Below are 19,607 nucleotides of genomic sequence, written 5' to 3' on the forward strand. Positions count from 1 at the left end.
GACAACTTCACCGCACATCTTGACTTTCAGGTTGCGATGGCGGTGAGGAAATAAAAAAATCTGCACATTACCTTGCTGTTATCACAGCGTGTTAAGTGCAGATTTTTGTTATTGGATAATTATTATTTTCTTCTTTATGTAGCGTTCTATTCTGTCGCAAAACCGGATTTTACTTCGCGCATATTCGGTAATTGGTGTGCGATCCCTTTGTGGCAGTCAATACAGGTTTTATTCCGTTCTTCCGCTAAGGCGTGCATTTTCGCCGCCACCGTTTTTTGTTGGGTAAAATCCATGTCCGTGAAATTATGGCAATTACGACATTCTTGCGAATTATTGGCTTTCATTCTCGCCCATTCACGCTCTGCCATTTCAAGGCGCGCCGCCTCGAATTTTTCTTTGGTATCAACACGCCCCATTAAGTGCGAATACACTTCACCGACGGCTTTGATTTTACGTGTCCATTTCGGGATAAATTCATGCGGTAGGTGGCAATCGGCACAAGCCGCTTTCACACCGCTGCGGTTCATATAATGCACAGAATGCCGATACTCCGGCACCACGTCATTCATATGGCAGCTAGAACAAAATTCTTCCGTACCGGTTCGCTCCAACGCGGTATTTAATCCGCCCCAGAACACAATTCCGGCAATAAACGAAAGTATAATCACAACCCCCACCGCCATGCGACTTGGTTTTTTAAACCAATGCCAAAAGCGTTTAATGATATTGAGCTTTTTTTCTTGCTTTGTCATAACCTATCCTTTTGCTTATTTTCCGTAACCTTGTTCCGGTTTAAATTCGTTTGGCACAATCGGATCCACATCAGATTGCGATACATGGCACTGCAAGCAAAAATAACGACGCGGAGATGTTGAAGAACTCACATTTCCATCGCGATCGGCAAAGTGCGTAGGGCTAATCCGAGTCGCACCGGTAACACGCGAATTTTCTACGCTGTGACAGGCTAAACATTGGTTCGCGTTTTTGGTCACCTGATAGTTTTTTACGCTGTGCGGCACCATTGGCGGCTGATTGACGTAATTTAACGCCGCTAATTCACTTTCTTTTGCCGGAACATGAAAGGCTGGCGCCACATTTTCCGGAGAATCTTGTAAACTTTGCCCCACGGGTTGAACCGCTTTTGGCGTTTGTGCAACAACGGATGTCGCAAAAAGTGCGGTCAAAATTACGCCGATTATTGCAAATACCTTATTTTTCATCATGTTATCACTCCTCCGAATGATTAAATCTAGTCGTCAATATAAATACTTTTTCAGCACAGACATCAATACAACGCCCACAACCGATACAATCTTTTGATAGAATAAGTAAACTTTCATTATTTTTACCGTGCAATGCTGGTCGAATTACTTGCGCTTCCGGGCAAACATTGTAACAATCCATACAATTGTCACATTTACTGCGATCAGTGACTTTAATTCGCAGCAGCCCTTTCGCGCCGATAATTCCGTAGCTGGCACCAATCGGACAAAGATGCCCACACCAACCGTGTTCCACGATAAATAAATCAAATAAAAAAACTGCCGACACGAGCCATATAGTCGCGCCAAAACCATAAATTAAACCGCGCCCTAAGGCGGAAACCGGATTAATCCATTCCCACAACAACACCCCGCTCACCGCGCTGCCGACTAAAATCATCAGCAATACACCATAGCGCAATCCGCGTGGCAATTTCGCGCTTTGGCGAATACCTAATTTGCGTCTTAACCAAGCGGCACAATCGGTGACAATGTTCAAGGGACACACCCAAGCGCAAAAAATGCGACTACCGACTAAGGCATAAAATACCACGATAATCAACGCGCCAACCAAGGTAGTCAGCGTCGGGACATAACCTGTGGCAAGACTTTCCGCGGTAATTAACGGATCACTTAGCGGGATCACATCCAAAAACAAACTACCGGAATAGTTGCCTTTTAAGATCCAAATCTGAAAATAAGGACCGGATAAAAACATGGCTAAAATCGCCAATTGGATCATCCGACGCCAAAATAAAAAACGATTGGCATACCACCAACCTAATTTTTCTCTTGCTTCACGTCCGGCATTTTTCGGTGCATTTGCCATTATTGTGCTCCTTCCGGTTTACGGGTCGGGAGGCTAATAATGTCGTCCGGCGCCAAGGAATGTCCGGCTTTCGCCTTTTCTTGCCAGCCTAAACGATAATGCCGCCCCAACATCCCTTTTGCCAATGCCAACGGTAACACCTTAATTGCTGCCTCATCCAACACACAAGCCTCTTCGCATTTGCCACAGCCGGTACAATGCTCGGAATGCACCGTCGGAATAAATATCGCGTGCTTGCCGGTACGAGAGTTATGTTGTATTTCTAGGGTTATCGCTTTGTCAATCACCGGACAAACTCGATAACACACATCACAACGCAACCCTTGCCAGTTCAAACAGGTTTCATGATCCAGCAACACCGCCAAGCCCATTTTTGCCTGCGTAATGTCCGTGGCTTGGTTATCCAATGCACCGCTCGGACAAGCTAGCGCACAAGGAATATCCACACACATTTCACAAGGCTTGTCCCTTGCCACAAAATAAGGCGTTCCGGCTTCCAAAGGCGAAAGTAACGACGCCAAATGCAACATATCATAAGGACAGGCTTGCACACATTGCCCACAACGAATGCACGCGGCGGTAAAATCGTTGTCATTCGCCAACGCAAAGGGAGGGCGCAACGCTACGCCTTCGCGTGCGAGACTTTGTTTTTGCTGCAAGCCAAGCAGCAACCCGACGCCGACAAGCCCGCCTGCGGTTCGGATCGCTTTTTTTAAAAAGCGGCGACGTTCCGGTGTGACAACAGTTTTTTTCATGATTTTTTCACCGCACTTTTACGTCATAACAGCAAAAGAGCGGTCCTTTTTTGCATTATTTTTAGGCTTTTTCCACTTTTACCGCACATTTTTTGAAGTCGGTTTCTTTGGAAATCGGATCGGTTGCATCCAACGTTAACTTATTGGCTAACTGTCCCGCATCAAAGAAGGTGGTAAAAATCAACCCTACAGGGACTTTATTACGTCCGCGCAGATCCAAGTTAGAAATCATTTCGCCACGACGCGAAATCACTTTTACTTTGTCACCATGACGTAATCCGCGTTTTTTCGCATCCTCCGGGTGCATCCACACCAAGTTGTTCGGGAACGAACGGTGCAATTCAGGTACGCGACGCGTCATAGTACCGGTATGCCAATGTTCAAGTACCCGTCCGGTTGATAACCATAAATCGTATTCCGCATCCGGCGCTTCTGCAGGCGGTTCATAAGGCACCGCCAAAATAACTGCCCGTTTATCCGGGTAACCGTAGAACGCCACGCCTTCGCCTTCTGTTACATAAGGATCATAACCCTCACGATAACGCCATAGGGTTTCTTTATTATCGACGACCGGCCAACGCAAACCACGCGCTTTATGATACAGGTCAAATGGGGCTAAATCGTGTCCGTGACCACGACCAAAGGAGGCGTATTCTTCAAACAAGCCTTTTTGTAAATAAAATCCGAAATGATAAGACTCGTCATTTAAGCGTTGATCCAACTCATCTACGGAGAATTTATCCACTTGACCGTTTTTGTATAAGACCTCAAACAGGGTTTTACCTTTATATTCGGGCGCCGCAGCAAGCGTTTCTGCCGGCCAAACTTCATCAGTGGTGAAATATTTAGAGAACTCCACTAATTGCCACAAATCAGATTTTGCATTACCCGGCGCTTGCACTTGTTGGCGCCAGAATTGGGTACGTCGCTCTGCGTTTCCGTATGCCCCTTCTTTTTCCACCCACATTGCGGTTGGCAACATCAAATCGGCAGATAACGCTGAAGCGGTTGGATAAGGATCGGAAACCACCACAAAGTTGCGCTCGTTACGCCAGCCCGGTAAACGTTCTTGATTGATATTCGGACCGGCTTGCATGTTGTTATTACACATGACCCAATAGGCATTTAAGGTACCGTCTTTTAACGCACGGTCTTGTGCGACTGCGTGTAACCCCAATTTAGTTTGGATGACGCCTTTCGGCAATTTCCACAATTTTTCAGCTGTTGCAATATGTTCCGGATTGGTGACCACTAAATCCGCCGGCAAACGGTGAATAAAGGTACCGACTTCGCGCGCTGTACCGCAAGCGGACGGTTGACCGGTTAAGGAGAACGGTCCGCAACCCGGTAAAGAGATCTTACCGGTTAATAAATGAATGTTATAAATCAGATGGTTCGCCCAGACACCGCGCGTATGTTGGTTAAAGCCCATGGTCCAGAAAGAAACGATTTTTTTCTCCGGATCTGCATAAAGTTTGGCTAAACGCTCTAATTGATCTTTTGGTACGCCGGAAATTTCATGGGCTTTATCCAAGGTATAAGGCGCTACTAACTTTTTGAACTCCGCAAAATCACTATCATACATTTTGCCGGCAGTTTTGACATTTTTTGCCGCTTTTTCCAACGGATGATCCGGGCGCAATCCGTAACCAATATCGGTTTCACCCCGCTTAAATTTGGTATGTTTTTTGATAAAATCTTGGTTAATGGCATTATGTTCAATCAAATAATTGGCAATATAGTTTAAAATCGCCAAATCACTTTGTGGCGTGAAAATAATCCCTAAATCCGCTAATTCAAAAGAACGGTGTTGAAAGGTAGATAACACATTTACCGTTACTTTATCCGGATTGGAAAGACGACGATCGGAAATACGTGACCACAAAATCGGGTGCATTTCCGCCATATTGGAACCCCAAAGCACAAACGCGTCGGCATGTTCAATATCATTGTAACAGCCCATAGGCTCATCCATTCCGAACGTGCGCGCAAAGGCAACCGCCGCGGATGCCATACAGTGCCGCGCATTCGGGTCGATATTGTTAGAGCGCAAGCCGGCTTTAAATAATTTAGATTTTGCCACGCCCTCAAAAATCGTTGATTGACCGGAAGTAAACATCCCTACCCCGTTCGGACCTTGTTCTTTTAAGGTTTTTTTAAATTTTTCCGCCATGGTGGAAAATGCAACATCCCAAGATACCGGCGTAAATTCCCCGTGTTTATCGTATTTACCGTCTTTCATGCGCAACATGGGCTGTGTCAAGCGGTCTTTACCGTACATAATTTTCGGTAAAAAATAGCCTTTAATACAGTTTAATCCACGATTAACTTCGGCATTGGGATCCCCTTGTGATGCGACAATGCGACCGTCGCGAACGCCGACTAATACGCCACAACCGGTACCGCAGAAACGACAAACGGTTTTATCCCATTTAATTGTATCTTCAGCCGCCATGACATTTTTTACCGGAATGGCTAATCCGGCGACTGCCATCGCTGCCATGGCGGCATTGGCTTTCATAAACTCCCTACGACTTAACCCCATTGTGTTCCCCCTCGTTTAAGTCATTAATTGCTTTACGCAAGCTGCTCATCTTGTTCGTGATAAATTAATGAAACATCTATCACGCCCTCAATGTGACGAATATTTTCCATATGCTCTAACAGCACTCTATGGTGATGAGACTGCATCACCACCACTAATTTTCCAATTTCATGATCGGCGGCAGGAATTTCCGTGTGTGGAATTGCCAAAAGTGCGGTTTGAATTTGCTCGATATTTTCCGGCTTTGCCTGTACGATTAAGCTACAAACGTGCCAATCTTTTGCATTTTCCATACTAATTTCCTGTTCCTGCATGATGTCGCTCCTTTAATTTTTCCGCTTCATGTTGTTGAGGACAAATTTTTATCGCATTTACCGGGCAACGTTCACTACAAGTGCCTATTGCAATGATGCACTTGTAATAACGGTTTCGTTACATCCGCTAAGGTTCGCACAAAACACCTTACCTGTCGCACAATCAGCTTCATAGCCTATTATTTTCCGATTGAATACACTATTTTTTAATCACCTAAAATGAGTATTCCTTTGCAGAAATGAAAGTTTGTTGCGTTAAATCAAGTTTTACTCATCATCAAGCGCATCGCTGTCTGCAAAATCATCACTAAACACTAAAAGCGCGGTGTTTTTTTGTTAGAATGCCCAAAATGATGTGATTTATTGAGGTTGCCTTTGGCTGAAAAAAAACTGTCTGTCTCTACAAAAATTGCCCATTATTTATTGAGCATTATCGTTTTTGCCGCCTGTATCAGTCTGCTTAGTCTGGGCATTATGTTGAGCAATAAATCTGATGCGGAGTTGATCAATGTTTCCGGTTCGCTGCGTATGCAAACCTATCGTTTGCTCTATATTATTGAACATCATCCGCAAAATGTGGATTTTCATTTAAGGCAATATCGCTTAAGTTTGCATTCCACGCCCTTAACTGAAATCAACCATCAGTCCTTTGTGCCGGCGAACGTGAAACAAGCCTATCGAGAGTTAATCAAACGTTGGCAAGGTATGGAAAACTACGCACGCCAAGGCGATTATACGTCCTATCGCCAAGAAGTAACCAGCTATGTGGATCAAGTGGATCGCTTCGTCAATACACTTCAGACGTTTGCCGAGAAAAAACTCAATATTGCGGTATTGACTATTCTTTGTTCAATGCTACTGATAGTCGGGTTAGTTTCTTATGTGATTTGGTTTACGCGTAAACAAGTGGTTCAACCCTTGGAAAAACTCGCGCTCGCCAGCACACAAGTACAATTTGGTCACTTCAAGCATATTCCGCTGGATACACAAAAAAATAATGAAATTGGGCGCTTATCATTGGTGTTTACCCAAATGGCAAGCGAATTAGGCAAGCTGTATTCGCGCTTGGAAGATAAAGTTAACGAAAAAACGCAAAAACTTAGCCAACTCAACCGCGCACTATCCGCTCTGTATCAAGCCTCGCAATTGTTGAGCAATAATCATCTTACTCCGACATTATTACAACAAGTGTTGAAACACATTCAAATAAATGAACACTTACGTTATCTTGAATTACAGGTATATGATTCCGAATGGCACATTTGCTTAGGAAAAAAAACACATGAAGCGCTGCAACACATTGACTTATCAGCTAAAAATGAAATTTTAGGACAATTATCTTGGCAAGCGGGGCTGCCTTGCCCGGATTTACGTGCTATACAAAATTTTGCGCAAATGCTTAGCCGCGCCTTGTATTTCAACCACGCCCAACGTCAACAGCAACAATTGTTATTAATGGAGGAGCGCTCGATTATTGCGCGGGAATTGCATGACTCCCTCGCACAAGTGTTATCCTATTTACAAATTCAGCTGACCTTGCTTAAACATAATTTAAACCAATCGCCCACGGAATCAACGCCAAAAAGTTTGGCGATCATTGCTGATTTTGAGCGAGCGCTCAGCACAGGTTATGTGCAATTACGCGAATTATTGGCGACGTTCCGCTTGACCATCCAAGAAGCTAATTTAAAATTGGCGTTGGAACAAGTGATTGATTCATTGCGCAATCAAACGGATATGAACATGACGGTTTCCTGTACCCTACCCTCGACGACATTCAATGCGCAACAATTGGTTCATGCGCTGCAAATTGTAAGAGAAGCCTGTTTAAATGCAATCAAACATTCGAAGGGATCGCAAATTGATGTCTCCGCTTATATGAATCAAGATGGGGAATATGAATTAACGATTAAGGATAACGGTATAGGTATTCCCAGTTTACAAGAACCGAACGGGCATTATGGCTTAAATATTATGTCGGAACGTAGCCGCCAACTCAATGCCACCCTACATATTCGACGCTTAGCGCAAGGCGGAACGGAAGTCAAACTCACCTTGCCAAATACGTTACAACAAGGATAATAAATGAAAAATTTACAAGCATTGCATACCTTTGCCATTCCTACAAAGGCAAAAAACGTGATAAAAATCACCGCACTTGAGGAACTCAAACAAGCTTGGCAACAAGCACAAAGCGAACATCTCCCCTTTCTATTTTTAGGGCAAGGCAGTAACGTTTTGTTTTTAGAGGATTTTGCCGGCATTGTTGCGATCAATGAATTGCGTGGCATTACGCATCATGAAGATGAAGAATACCATTTCCTCCATGTACAAGGCGGCGAAAACTGGCATGAACTTGTCACATGGTCATTGCAACAACAGATCTACGGATTGGAAAATCTTGCCTTAATTCCGGGCTGTGCCGGTTCGGCGCCTATCCAAAATATCGGTGCTTATGGCGTTGAATTTAAAGATGTTTGTGATTATGTTGACATCATCAATTTAAATACCAACGAACAATTGCGCTTAACCCGCGCCCAATGTGAATTTGGGTATCGCGAAAGTGTGTTTAAACATCAATATAAAGACGGATTTATTATCACCGCAATCGGTTTAAAATTAGCCAAAGCTTGGAAACCGGTGCTGAAATACGGATCGTTAGCCAAGTTTGCTACCGAAACGGTCAGCGCGCAACAAATTTTTGATGAAGTTTGTGCCATTCGGCAAAGTAAATTACCCGATCCGAAAATTTTCGGCAATGCCGGCAGTTTCTTTAAAAATCCTGTTATTTCGGCGCAAACCTTTGCATTTTTACAACAAGAATATCCTGATATTCCACATTATCCACAGGCGGACGGACAGGTAAAACTCGCTGCCGGCTGGTTGATTGAACAATGTCAGTTAAAAGGCTATCAACTCGGCGGCGCAGCAGTACATCAACAACAATCCCTTGTATTGATTAACAAAGATCACGCCAGCGCAAGTGATGTCGTAGAACTGGCACATCATGTTCGCCAATGTGTGGCAATTAAATTTGATATTTATTTGCAACCGGAAGTGCGTTTTATCGGCGCGCAAGGCGAAGTAGATAGCGAACGAACCATTAGTTAATTTCAACTTAAGGATATTTTATGGATTTTAAAACCGTTTTAGACAGCCTGCCGGCGATTGATCACCTGCAAGGACTTGACGTTGTTTCCAACGAAAAGGTTATTCATCATATACCCGCTATTCAAGGCAAATTAGGATCATTGCGAGTTTATCACGCATTGGCACAACAATTTAACGGGAAATTAGACCGCACTTGTGCCGAAAAAGGCTTGCAGCTTTTTGCCGAACATACCGAAGATGCCAAACAAAACCCGGGGAAACATCCCAATATTGATTTATTATTGCGTGTGATCGCGGAAAATTTGGAATATCAATTAATCACCAAAGGTTAAGCTCCCTTAAACCTTCATCACCGAATTTAGCTTGCAAAAAAAGTGATGGGCAAGACCCATCACTACACCTAATATGACATGAGATATCAAGCAGTTAACTTTGATTCCTCCAAAAGATTAAAAACTTATTCTACCGTTACCGCTTTCGCTAAGTTACGCGGTTGATCCACATCAGTCCCTTTAATTAGCGCCACATGATAAGCCAATAATTGCATTGGTACAGTATAGAAAATCGGTGCAATTAATTCATGTACGGTTGGCATGGTCACTATTTTCATGCCTGCTGTTTCAGTAAAACCCGCTTCTTTGTCGGCGAATACATATAATTGACCTCCTCGTGCGCGCACTTCTTCAATATTGGATTTCACTTTTTCCAATAATTCATTGGTCGGTGCCACCACAATCACCGGCATATCCGCATCAATTAAAGCAAGCGGTCCATGCTTTAACTCACCGGCGGCATAGGCTTCTGCATGAATATAGGAAATTTCTTTTAATTTCAAAGAGGCTTCCATAGCAATCGGATAAAATTCACCACGACCTAAGAATAAAGCATGGTTTTTCTCGGCAAAATCTTCCGCTAATTTTTCAATTTGCGCTTCGAATGTTAATGCTTTTTCAATTTCAGCCGGCACAGACTGCAAGGCTTTTACGATTTCTTGTTCTTTTTCCTCGGAAATATTGCCATTTAATTTACCGATCGCGGTCACTAAGATTAACATTGCTGCCAATTGAGTCGTAAATGCTTTAGTTGACGCCACCCCGATTTCTACCCCGGCACGGGTCATAAAGGCCAAATCGGATTCACGCACTAAAGAAGATCCCGCTACGTTACAAATGGTCATTGCCGCCATATAGCCTTTTTCTTTCGCCAAACGAAGTGCCGCTAAGGTATCCGCCGTTTCCCCTGATTGGGACAGAGTTAATAATAAACTGTTCGGACGAGTCACAAATTTGCGATAACGGAATTCAGAAGCAATTTCCACATCACAACTCACTCCGGCAAGCGCCTCAAACCAATAACGCGCCGCCATACCGGAATTATATGACGTCCCACAAGCAACGATTTGCACATGTTGCACTTTTTCCAAAATTTCTTTGGCACCGTTACCAATACTTTCTACGATCACATTGTGATGGGTGATACGTCCTTCCATGGTGTTGATAAGTGCGGTCGGTTGTTCAAAAATTTCTTTTTGCATAAAGTGACGGAATTTTCCTTTTTCCGCCGCATCATTTTCAAGGTGAGATTCGTAGGTTTCACGCTCAACTTTCAGCCCTTGTTTGTTGTAAATATCTACGCTACGACGTGTAATTTCCGCGATATCGCCTTCCTCTAAAAAGATAAAACGACGGGTTACGCTTAACAACGCCAATTGGTCAGAAGCTAAAAAGTTTTCGCCGATCCCCAAGCCGATAACCAATGGGCTGCCGGAACGCGCCGCAACCAAATGACTTGGATCGGTACGATCCATCACGACCATACCATAAGCGCCGGTCAATTGTTTCACCACGTTTTGCACAGCTTCTAACAAACTTGAAGTGCTGCGCATTTCCCATTCCACCAAGTGCGCAATCACTTCAGTATCGGTTTGGGATAAGAAAACATAACCGCGCGTCTTTAATTCTGTACGCAATTCTTCGTGATTTTCGATAATTCCGTTGTGAACTACCGCGAAATTACCGGAAACGTGCGGATGCGCATTCGCTTCGGAAGGCTCTCCATGGGTTGCCCAACGCGTGTGCGCAATCCCCGCTCCTCCGATTAACGGATTTTTTTCTACCGCCTCATCTAAAGCTTTAACTTTCCCCAAACAACGCACACGTTGTAATTCGCCTTGCTCATTGACAACCGCCACACCGGCAGAATCATAACCGCGATATTCCAAACGGTGTAAACCGTTAATTAAAATTTCAGCGACATCACGTTGCGCTACCGCACCAACAATACCACACATGGTTTTTTCCTTATTAAAAAGTAAAAATTTAGACCGCACTTGCACAAAGCACTTCAACACCTTGTGCCTGAATTGCCTGCTTGATTTCTTCGGTCAACAAATCATCCGTCACCAGCACATTAATTTGCTGCCACGTTAATTCTAAATTCGGCATTTTTCTACCGATTTTTTGTGATTCCACCATCACTATGACTTCGCGAGACACCTCCGCCATCACTTGGCTTAACCCCACCAATTCATTAAAGGTCGTACTTCCCCGCACCAAATCAATCCCATCTGCGCCGATAAATAATTGATCAAAATTATAAGAACGCAACACTTGCTCGGCAACCTTGCCTTGAAATGACTCGGAACGCGTATCCCAAGTGCCGCCGGTCATCAACAGGGTCGGTTCATTTTCCAAAGCACGCAACTGTGTCGCCACCGATAGCGAATTGGTCATCACGACTAACCCTTGTTTACGATTAAGCTGCTTAATCAGCGCGGCGGTTGTACTGCCGCTATCTACGATAATACGATTGTGATCAGTAATCCGTTCTGCCGCCAGTTTTGCAATCGCTAACTTTCGGTTCGAAAGATTTTCTTCTTGCGACTCATCAATTAATTCTTTCGGCATCAAGACTGCCCCGCCATAGCGACGCAATAAAAAACCATTACTTTCCAACGCGGTTAAATCCTTGCGAATGGTCACTTCGGACGTTTCAAACAATTGTACTAATTGCTCAACGCTGACTTCTCCTTGTTCTTGTAACACTTGCATAATCGCGTGGCGACGCTGCCGGGTATTGCGGACTTGAATATTTCGTTTCATTAGATTTTTTCACTATTAAGTTTCGAAGCGAAATATTACAGCGTAATCTTTATGATGTAAACCTTATTTTTGTCAAATTTGGATAAATTTTATGCCGGACAAAACATAACATCTTTCGTATTTTGCGAGTATAATTAACCGCACTTTAACACAGGAGATTGAAAATGAAACAGAAAATCGTATTGGCGACCGGCAACCAAGGCAAAGTCAAAGAAATGGCAGATGTCTTAGCGGAGTTTGGTTTTGACGTGGTGGCGCAAACGGACTTAGGTATCGAAAGCCCGGAAGAAACGGGGTTAACCTTTGTGGAAAATGCCTTAATCAAAGCGCGCCATGCCGCCACAATTTCCGGCTTGCCGGCAATTGCTGATGATACCGGATTGGTAGTGCCGGCTTTAGGCGGCGCACCGGGCTTATATTCCGCGCGTTACGCCGGAGTGGACGGGCATGAAGCAGAGGCTAAAAACCGGCAAAAATTATTAGCGGAATTAGCTGACCTTCCGCCACAACAACGTCAAGCGAAATTCGTCAGTTGCATTGTGTTGCTACAGCACCCGACCGATCCATCACCAATCATTGCCGAAGGCGAATGTTTCGGGCAAATCGGTTTTACTGAAAAAGGCGAAAATGGATTTGGCTATGACAGCCTGTTTATCTCTGACGATGCACATTGTACATTTGCCGAGCTTGCTACCGCGGAGAAAAAGAAAATATCCCACCGCGCCAAAGCCTTGAGTGTCTTAAAAGTGCGGTTAAAATAACGAGTGTTTTATGCCCTCTTATTCACGTTCTTTACCGCCGTTGAGTTTGTATGTGCATATCCCTTGGTGTGTACAAAAATGCCCTTATTGCGATTTTAATTCACACGCGCAAAAAGGCGTTATTCCTGAACAAGATTATGTGCAACATTTATTAACCGATTTACAACAGGATTTAAAGCGTTTTCAAAAGCAAACCGAATGGCGTCCCTTGCATTCGATTTTTATCGGCGGCGGTACACCAAGTCTGTTTTCTGCGGAAAATATTGCCGCCTTATTACAAGGAATTGCGCAACAGCTGCCCTTTACCAAAGAGATTGAAATCACGCTGGAGGCCAATCCGGGTACCGTTGAAGCAGAACGTTTTCGCGGTTATGTCGACGCCGGCATAAATCGTATCTCTATGGGCGTCCAAAGTTTTGATGATACTGAATTACAGCGTTTAGGGCGCATTCATTCGGCAGCAGAGGCTAAAAGTGCGGTCAATTTAGCGAAAATTTCCGGCTTGCGCAGTTTTAATGTGGATTTAATGCACGGGTTACCGGATCAAACGCTGGAGCAGGCGCTGTCGGATTTGCGTCAAGCCATTGCCTTAAATCCGCCGCATTTATCTTGGTATCAGCTAACGATTGAACCGAATACCTTGTTTGCTTATCGTCCGCCGCATTTACCTGATGATGACGAATTATGGGATATTTTTTCCCAAGGGCACCAATTATTAACTGACGCCGGTTATGTGCAATATGAAACTTCCGCCTACGCCAAACCCGATTATCAATGTCGTCATAATCTCAATTATTGGCGCTTTGGTGATTATTTGGCGATCGGTTGCGGTGCTCACGGGAAATTGACGTTAAATGATGGGGAAATTGTCCGTTTTTCTAAAACTAAACACCCCAAAGGCTATTTGCACGGTGATTATTTATATGAACAAAAAAACGTGGCAAATTTCGACCGCCCTTTTGAGTTTTTTATGAACCGTTTTCGTCTGTTGGAGGCGGTGCCGAAATGGGAATTTGAGCAACTGACGGGCTTATCGGTCAAAACAGTAAAAAAACCAATCAGTTGGGCGGTGGCAAAAGGCTATATCACCGAAACGAATGACACTTGGCAAATTAGCGAGCGAGGCAAGTTGTTTTTAAATGAATTATTAGCGGAGTTTTTGCCGGAATAGACTTGTATCCAAACAGGAATAGGCTTAAAGTATTAAGCCTATCCGCAAACGATTACGTCACAAAAAAAGGAAAAATATGGATCAATTAACAATGAAAAAACAAGCGGCGCAAGCAGCTTTAGCTTATGTCAAACCGGATACCATTGTAGGCGTTGGGAGCGGTTCGACCGTCAACTGTTTTATTGAAGCCTTAGGCACCATGAAAAATCAAATTAAAGGCGCAGTTGCGGCATCAAAAAATTCCGAAGCTTTACTGCGCGAGCAAGGCATTGAGGTATTTAGCGCCAATGAGGTCTCCAGCTTAGATATTTATGTGGACGGTGCGGATGAAATTAATCCGCAAAAGATGATGATCAAAGGTGGTGGAGCGGCGTTAACACGTGAAAAAATTGTGGCTGCCTTGGCAAAAAATTTCATCTGCATTGTGGATAGTAGCAAGCAAGTAGATGTGCTAGGCTCTACTTTCGCCCTGCCGGTTGAAGTGATCCCTATGGCACGTTCGCAAGTAGCACGTAAATTGGTGGCGCTTGGCGGTTCGCCGGAATACCGCGAAGGCGTAGTGACGGATAATGGTAACGTGATTTTAGATGTTTATCATTTTAAAATGATGAACCCGGTTGAAATGGAAAAAGAATTAAACAATGTCGCCGGCGTTGTCACCAATGGCATTTTCGCCTTACGTGCTGCCGATACCGTTATTGTTGGTACACCGCAAGGTGTCAAAATTATTGAATAATGATAAACGGAGAGCAATTATGTCAAACATAACAGAAAATAAAGTATCACTAGGTAAAGATAAGATTAAATTTTTATTGCTTGAAGGGGTGCATCAAAGTGCATTGGATACCTTAAAAGCCGCCGGTTATACCAATATTGAATATCATAAAAAAGCCTTAGACGATGACGAATTAAAAGCGGCGATTAAAGATGCGCACTTTGTCGGTTTGCGTTCCAGAACCCATTTAACCGCAGAGGTATTGGCGCACGCCGAACGTTTAATTGCGATTGGCTGTTTTTGTATCGGCACTAACCAAGTGGATTTGAAAGCAGCAAAAGAACGCGGTATCCCTGTCTTTAACGCACCATTTTCCAATACCCGTTCCGTTGCTGAATTGGTGTTAGGTGAGATTTTGCTCTTAATACGCAATGTACCAAAAGCCAATGCGGAAGTGCACCGCGGTTTATGGAATAAATCCGCCGCGGGATCCCATGAAGCTCGTGGCAAAAAATTAGGGATCATTGGTTACGGTCATATCGGATCGCAATTAAGCATTATCGCTGAATCCCTAGGAATGCACGTGTATTTCTATGATATTGAAAATAAATTGCCATTAGGTAATGCTCAACAAGTCCGTTCCTTGGAAGAATTATTATCTGGTTGTGATGTGATCTCATTGCATGTGCCGGAAAATGCGTCAACCAAAAATTTAATGAGCGCTGAACGTATTGCACAACTGAAAGAAGGCTCCATTTTGATTAATGCGGCACGTGGTACCGTGGTGGATATTGAGGCTCTTGCCGGCGCATTAAAGTCGGGTAAAATTCGTGGCGCCGCAATTGATGTATTCCCAACCGAGCCGGCATCCATTGACGAAGAATTCCTATCTCCGCTACGTGAATTCGACAATGTGATTTTAACACCACATATCGGTGGATCTACAGCGGAAGCGCAAGAAAATATCGGTTCTGAAGTCTCCGGTAAATTTGTCAAATATTCCGACAACGGTTCTACTCTTTCTGCGGTTAACTTCCCTGAAGTGTCCTTGCCGGAACATAGTGGAACAAAACGTTTGTTACATATTCACCGCAACAAACCGGGCGTACTGAACCAAATCAACCAAGTTTTCGTCAAGGCTCATATCAATATCGCCGCACAATATTTGCAAACCGATCCGAATATTGGTTACGTGGTAATTGACGTCGAATCAGAAGATACCACCGAAGTTCTCGCGGAATTGAAAAAAATCGACGGAACTGTTCGTACTCGTGTACTGTATTAATATGTAGTAAATAACGAGAGGTTCAGTAATATTTTTATATTATTTTTGTATAAAACGTAATCCTCTTTTCACGTTCCCAAAATCCGTTGCCTTTAGCGAGATTAAAGGCAATAAATTTTCCCGCTTCATTTTTATGAAATGCCGTTTTATTTACTTGTACTCCAATAAAAATAAACAAAAAGAGTTGGTAAAACCAACTCTTTTGCAGACCAATGACAAACCCCACTATTTTTACAATCAATAAAAAATAGTGGGGTTGTTTTGTATTTGATGGCTTGTAAACCAATATTCTTGCCCTACTAATTTTAGAACGCTCATTCCGAGTATTCGGCGATATACCTCAATATATTCCCTTATCCAAGCCATAAAACAATATAAAATAGCCCGGATAACAAGGGTTATCTTCTTGATATTTTGGGCAATACTCGCCAAAAAGCATTGCATTTGAACTTTGCTTAATCCTCTACAACCGCTTGCCGCACAATTTGAGTGAAGAGGCGTTTGAAGACATCTGTTCCATTAAAACGACGGAGGCGATTTTGACTTAAGGTGTTTGCATCAATTTTTCTGTTAAAGACATTCGCGCAAACCAACGGTAAGCAACATTAACTTCAAGTTCTTTGACGAGCCGGCGTTCGCTTTTAAGTCCAAAAGCCTAGTAACATAATCTTAAATAGGCGAACCGGGTCGACAGCAGGCGACCATTATCTTGGTAATAAAAGTATGCGACTTCATCACGAATAAATTCAAACTCAATCGCTTCATTGATTTTACGGACAAAGCGGTCTTTAGGTACGAGCTGTTCAAGACTTATCCTCTTGAACTCATATTGAGGGCATTGGGTATTTTTGAGCATAAGCATTTCCTCTGCTTGATATGCTTATTAGCTCAAACCTCCAGATAAATATCTAGAGGTTTGTCAGCGGTCTGAAACCTACTTTAAAAAAGTAGGTTTTTCAGGTAGAAGAAATTAACTTATTTATTTTCTAAAAGTGCGGTCGAATTTTGTTCCGTTTTTTCGTCTTTCGTTACTTGTAAGGCTTGAACGGACATCACCGATTTTAAATTTTCTTCGCGCACTTGTTTGGCTAAGGCATGATCGCCATTTTGTTCAAACACATAAGCCGCCATGGTGGCATCATTGGTTTCCAATTGCTGTTTGTGATTTTCTAAAATGGTTTTAAATACATTGCCGGCTTTGCCGAATTCATTATTGCGCACATATAAATATCCTAATGCACGATGAATGAAGCAACGTTGATCGCCTTGTGCCTGTTTTGCCCTTTTTTCAACTAATTTAAGCAGTTTGCCGTTATCTGTCGGTTGTAAGCGGGTAATTTGGGTATATAACGCTTTTGCCAATGGGTTGCTATCATCTAGTTTTTTCAGTGCTTCAAGAGTTAATTCGTAAGCACTTTCATGATCATTACTATCGATTAAACGTGTAATTAAACCGGTTTTGACATACAGATCGTTTTGACGCTTGCGCGGTTGATTTTCCCACCATTCAAGTAAACCATCCACGCTTTCTTCATTCATTTTTTCATCAAGTAAACCGTCTTCCACTTGACGTTGTAATTGGGTGAAGTTTTCGTTGTTGTATAAGCCAACGCTTTCTACTTGATCTAAAATTTTATCTAATGCTTGATAAGCCTTGGATTGCAGATAGATATCCACCGCCAGTTTAAGCACTTCTTTATTTTTATGTGCCATCACCAATAAGCTATCCACTGAACTGCGTGCCGCCGGCAGTTTTTTCTGTTGTAACAAAATGCGAGTTCGAGCAATTTCGACAATCAAACTGTCTGTACCGGCAAGTTCAGTGGCTTCAATTAAATAGCGGTTCGCGCTAAATTCATCCCCACGTTGTTGCGCGGCTTCCGCGGCTTTAATAAAGTTCAATACCGGTTCATCAGAATGTTTGGCATTTTTGCCGATTAATTTTTCCGCTTTAGAATAGTCGCCTTCGTTCATGCGCATTAATCCTTCGAGGGTTTGCTTTTGTGCTTTGAGGCGTTTGCGGCGGGAGAACCAACCGTAAGTGCTATTGCTTAATCGATAAAAACGGGTAATGATCCACTCAATTCCGTAAATCATTGCCAACACAATCACAAAGAAGATCACTAGGGTAGTAATTGACATTTCAATGCTATAACTGCCGGTTTCAATTAATACATAACCTTGTTTACCGGAGAGATAAGGTCCTGCGATTAAGCCGGCGAGTAACACCAGCATTAAAAATAACGTTCTAAACATAATCTATTTCCTCTACTGTTGAGGCTCGTTATTAGCCGGTTGTTCCGTGTTTGTTGGCGTATCTGTTTCTAAAGGCGTAGTCTCATTTTGCGTACTGCTTTGTGGTGCCGCATTTGATTCACTTGATGTATTCGTATCAGTTGTTGCAGCATCCGGAGCATTTTCTTCGCTTAAGTCCTTATCGACGGAAAGCTCAATTTTTTGTATTTCTGATGGTTGTTTGTTAAGCAGTTTATCTAACGTATTTAAGCTACTTAATTGATTTGGTGTATCCACATAAATGGATTGTTCCAATAATTCATCCAAGGATTTGAGGAATTGCTCTGCGACATTGGTTGTAGTATCAAAATAGGTTCTGATCCATGATGCCACGGTTTCCAAGGATTGTTTATATAATTCGTTTTGCTGACGCGGTACCGCCAAAATAGCAATTTGCAAACGTAAACGAATATTTTCTCTTAAGTAAATATCTTGATTCGGTGCTAGTAAGGCTTTGGTTTCAGTGTTACGTGGCGTAATACGGATAAAGTGATTTAAGAAGGAAGTTGCACTTTTCTCAATATTTTGTTTCCAATCCTCAATAGAATTACTTAGTTGATCGTAATTGTTCGGATCATCAAAATTGACATTTAATACCGTGAGTTCATCAATGGTATTGGCAAGTTGAGACAAGCGTTGCATTACCGCATTTTGATCCACGTTATTTAACGATAAAAGCTGTTTTAAATCCTTATTGATTGCGCTACGTACCGCTCCGGATTTTGGATCGGATACCTTGGCTAAGGTTTCATCCGCGATTTTAAGTAAAGAAACTGCGGTATCAATATCGTTATCTAAGACTAATTTTCTTAAGGCGTTATTTAATAAAAAATCTGTTTCGGATAATAGCCAATCATTTGGTTGTTCCGCTTTAGTCGCAGACGCTAATTGTTCGATTTGCGTTTTTAACCCGTTAATTTCTTGGTTTTTACTCGTGACGCTTTGGGCTAATTGAGCGATTTCCTGTTGCGCATTTTTTTGGAATGTCAGCAATTGGCTAAGTTGTTCGCGTTGTTGGCTAAAATCCGGTAAATCAAGTGGCGTATTTGGCGCTTTTTCACTGACTTGTTGTTCAAGTGCGGTCATTTTTTGTTGCATTTGTACTATTTGTTGTTGACCGAAATAATAACCGGCACCGCCAACTCCTAAGGCAATAAGAATGGCTAAGAGTGCCAAGCCGGAGCCGCTTTTTTTCACGACGACAGGCCGACTTGGTGAATTGTTTTCAGGATTTTTTTCCACGCTTTTTTCAACTGTTTTTTCCGTTGAAACGCGGTTGTCAGTTTGAGGGGATTTATCGGCATTATCCATTGTGCGTTTTTCCTCTTTCTTTTTTTTGCTATTTGTAGCTTGGGTAACGTTATCGGCAGCGCAGTGGTTTGTTTTGTCATCTGCGGAAGACGTTGGGTTATGCTCGTTTTCAGCTGGAGTGAGTTCTTTTGGCAGCAACGCTTTTTTTTCCG

At 42.9% G+C, this 19,607-nt stretch carries 18 protein-coding genes and 1 pseudogene; 7 read left to right on the forward strand and 12 right to left on the reverse strand.

Annotated features, from left to right (window positions below; genetic code table 11):
* Positions 1 to 146: 146 nt before the first annotated feature.
* The 6 genes from CFY87_RS09885 to CFY87_RS09910 all read right to left on the reverse strand — a co-directional run bounded on the left by CFY87_RS09885 (position 147) and on the right by CFY87_RS09910 (position 5,705).
* Positions 147 to 752, reverse strand: coding sequence for a NapC/NirT family cytochrome c (locus tag CFY87_RS09885; RefSeq protein ID WP_094947243.1), 606 nt, complete (start codon positions 750 to 752; stop codon positions 147 to 149).
* Between the two features lie 15 nt (positions 753 to 767).
* Positions 768 to 1,223, reverse strand: coding sequence for a nitrate reductase cytochrome c-type subunit (locus tag CFY87_RS09890; protein WP_094947245.1), 456 nt, complete (start codon positions 1,221 to 1,223; stop codon positions 768 to 770).
* A gap of 4 nt (positions 1,224 to 1,227) precedes the next feature.
* Positions 1,228 to 2,091: a quinol dehydrogenase ferredoxin subunit NapH gene (gene napH / locus CFY87_RS09895; protein WP_094947248.1), complete on the reverse strand. Its 864-nt coding sequence runs from the start codon at positions 2,089 to 2,091 to the stop codon at positions 1,228 to 1,230.
* Positions 2,091 to 2,846, reverse strand: coding sequence for a ferredoxin-type protein NapG (napG, locus tag CFY87_RS09900; protein WP_094947251.1), 756 nt, complete (start codon positions 2,844 to 2,846; stop codon positions 2,091 to 2,093). Before napG ends, napH begins: the two co-directional genes overlap by 1 nt.
* A 61-nt stretch (positions 2,847 to 2,907) precedes the next feature.
* On the reverse strand, positions 2,908 to 5,391 hold the full coding sequence (napA, locus tag CFY87_RS09905; RefSeq protein ID WP_094947255.1) for a nitrate reductase catalytic subunit NapA: 2,484 nt from the start codon (positions 5,389 to 5,391) through the stop codon (positions 2,908 to 2,910).
* Positions 5,392 to 5,423: 32 nt separating this feature from the next.
* Positions 5,424 to 5,705 carry a chaperone NapD gene (locus CFY87_RS09910; RefSeq protein WP_169711616.1) on the reverse strand — a complete coding sequence of 94 codons (282 nt, stop codon included), beginning with the start codon at positions 5,703 to 5,705 and terminating at the stop codon, positions 5,424 to 5,426.
* 375 nt (positions 5,706 to 6,080) lie between these two features.
* Between CFY87_RS09910 and narQ the strand changes: the two genes are divergently transcribed.
* Genes narQ through CFY87_RS09925 form a run of 3 tightly spaced genes read left to right on the forward strand, consistent with a single transcriptional unit; the run spans position 6,081 to position 9,148 of the window.
* A complete protein-coding gene (narQ, locus tag CFY87_RS09915; RefSeq protein WP_094947259.1) occupies positions 6,081 to 7,787 on the forward strand; it encodes a nitrate/nitrite two-component system sensor histidine kinase NarQ in 1,707 nt (568 codons plus the stop codon).
* Between the two features lie 3 nt (positions 7,788 to 7,790).
* Positions 7,791 to 8,816 carry a UDP-N-acetylmuramate dehydrogenase gene (gene murB, locus CFY87_RS09920; RefSeq protein ID WP_094947262.1) on the forward strand — a complete coding sequence of 342 codons (1,026 nt, stop codon included), beginning with the start codon at positions 7,791 to 7,793 and terminating at the stop codon, positions 8,814 to 8,816.
* A 20-nt stretch (positions 8,817 to 8,836) separates the two neighbouring features.
* Positions 8,837 to 9,148: a DUF2322 family protein gene (locus tag CFY87_RS09925; RefSeq protein ID WP_094947265.1), complete on the forward strand. Its 312-nt coding sequence runs from the start codon at positions 8,837 to 8,839 to the stop codon at positions 9,146 to 9,148.
* 125 nt (positions 9,149 to 9,273) lie between these two features.
* Here the strand turns inward: CFY87_RS09925 and glmS are convergent, their stop codons facing one another.
* Complete coding sequence (gene glmS, locus CFY87_RS09930) at positions 9,274 to 11,106, reverse strand: glutamine--fructose-6-phosphate transaminase (isomerizing) (protein WP_094947268.1); 1,833 nt, start codon at positions 11,104 to 11,106, stop codon at positions 9,274 to 9,276.
* Positions 11,107 to 11,134: 28 nt separating this feature from the next.
* Positions 11,135 to 11,917: a DeoR/GlpR family DNA-binding transcription regulator gene (locus CFY87_RS09935; protein ID WP_094947271.1), complete on the reverse strand. Its 783-nt coding sequence runs from the start codon at positions 11,915 to 11,917 to the stop codon at positions 11,135 to 11,137.
* 164 nt (positions 11,918 to 12,081) lie between these two features.
* On the opposite strand from CFY87_RS09935, the gene rdgB reads away from it, so the two are divergent.
* The 4 genes from rdgB to serA all read left to right on the forward strand — a co-directional run bounded on the left by rdgB (position 12,082) and on the right by serA (position 15,849).
* Positions 12,082 to 12,678 carry an RdgB/HAM1 family non-canonical purine NTP pyrophosphatase gene (gene rdgB, locus CFY87_RS09940; protein WP_094947274.1) on the forward strand — a complete coding sequence of 199 codons (597 nt, stop codon included), beginning with the start codon at positions 12,082 to 12,084 and terminating at the stop codon, positions 12,676 to 12,678.
* 10 nt (positions 12,679 to 12,688) lie between these two features.
* Entirely contained in the window at positions 12,689 to 13,849 is a 1,161-nt protein-coding gene (hemW, locus tag CFY87_RS09945) for a radical SAM family heme chaperone HemW (protein WP_094947277.1), read from the forward strand.
* A 76-nt stretch (positions 13,850 to 13,925) separates the two neighbouring features.
* Entirely contained in the window at positions 13,926 to 14,585 is a 660-nt protein-coding gene (gene rpiA / locus CFY87_RS09950) for a ribose-5-phosphate isomerase RpiA (RefSeq protein ID WP_094947280.1), read from the forward strand.
* Positions 14,586 to 14,604: 19 nt separating this feature from the next.
* A complete protein-coding gene (gene serA, locus CFY87_RS09955) occupies positions 14,605 to 15,849 on the forward strand; it encodes a phosphoglycerate dehydrogenase (RefSeq protein ID WP_094947283.1) in 1,245 nt (414 codons plus the stop codon).
* A 34-nt stretch (positions 15,850 to 15,883) separates the two neighbouring features.
* Here the strand turns inward: serA and CFY87_RS11830 are convergent, their stop codons facing one another.
* The 4 genes and pseudogenes from CFY87_RS11830 to CFY87_RS09975 all read right to left on the reverse strand — a co-directional run bounded on the left by CFY87_RS11830 (position 15,884) and on the right by CFY87_RS09975 (position 19,455).
* Positions 15,884 to 16,135, reverse strand: coding sequence for a hypothetical protein (locus CFY87_RS11830; protein WP_094947286.1), 252 nt, complete (start codon positions 16,133 to 16,135; stop codon positions 15,884 to 15,886).
* Positions 16,136 to 16,393: 258 nt separating this feature from the next.
* Positions 16,394 to 16,711: pseudogene (locus tag CFY87_RS09965) on the reverse strand (transposase).
* 113 nt (positions 16,712 to 16,824) lie between these two features.
* Positions 16,825 to 18,105 carry a heme biosynthesis protein HemY gene (locus tag CFY87_RS09970; RefSeq protein ID WP_094947289.1) on the reverse strand — a complete coding sequence of 427 codons (1,281 nt, stop codon included), beginning with the start codon at positions 18,103 to 18,105 and terminating at the stop codon, positions 16,825 to 16,827.
* Positions 18,106 to 18,117: 12 nt separating this feature from the next.
* Positions 18,118 to 19,455, reverse strand: coding sequence for a uroporphyrinogen-III C-methyltransferase (locus CFY87_RS09975; RefSeq protein ID WP_094947404.1), 1,338 nt, complete (start codon positions 19,453 to 19,455; stop codon positions 18,118 to 18,120).
* Positions 19,456 to 19,607 lie beyond the last annotated feature (152 nt).

The sequence above is a fragment of the Actinobacillus seminis genome, assembly GCF_002263215.1.
In the GTDB taxonomy this organism is placed as follows: Bacteria; Pseudomonadota; Gammaproteobacteria; order Enterobacterales; family Pasteurellaceae; genus Actinobacillus_B; species Actinobacillus_B seminis.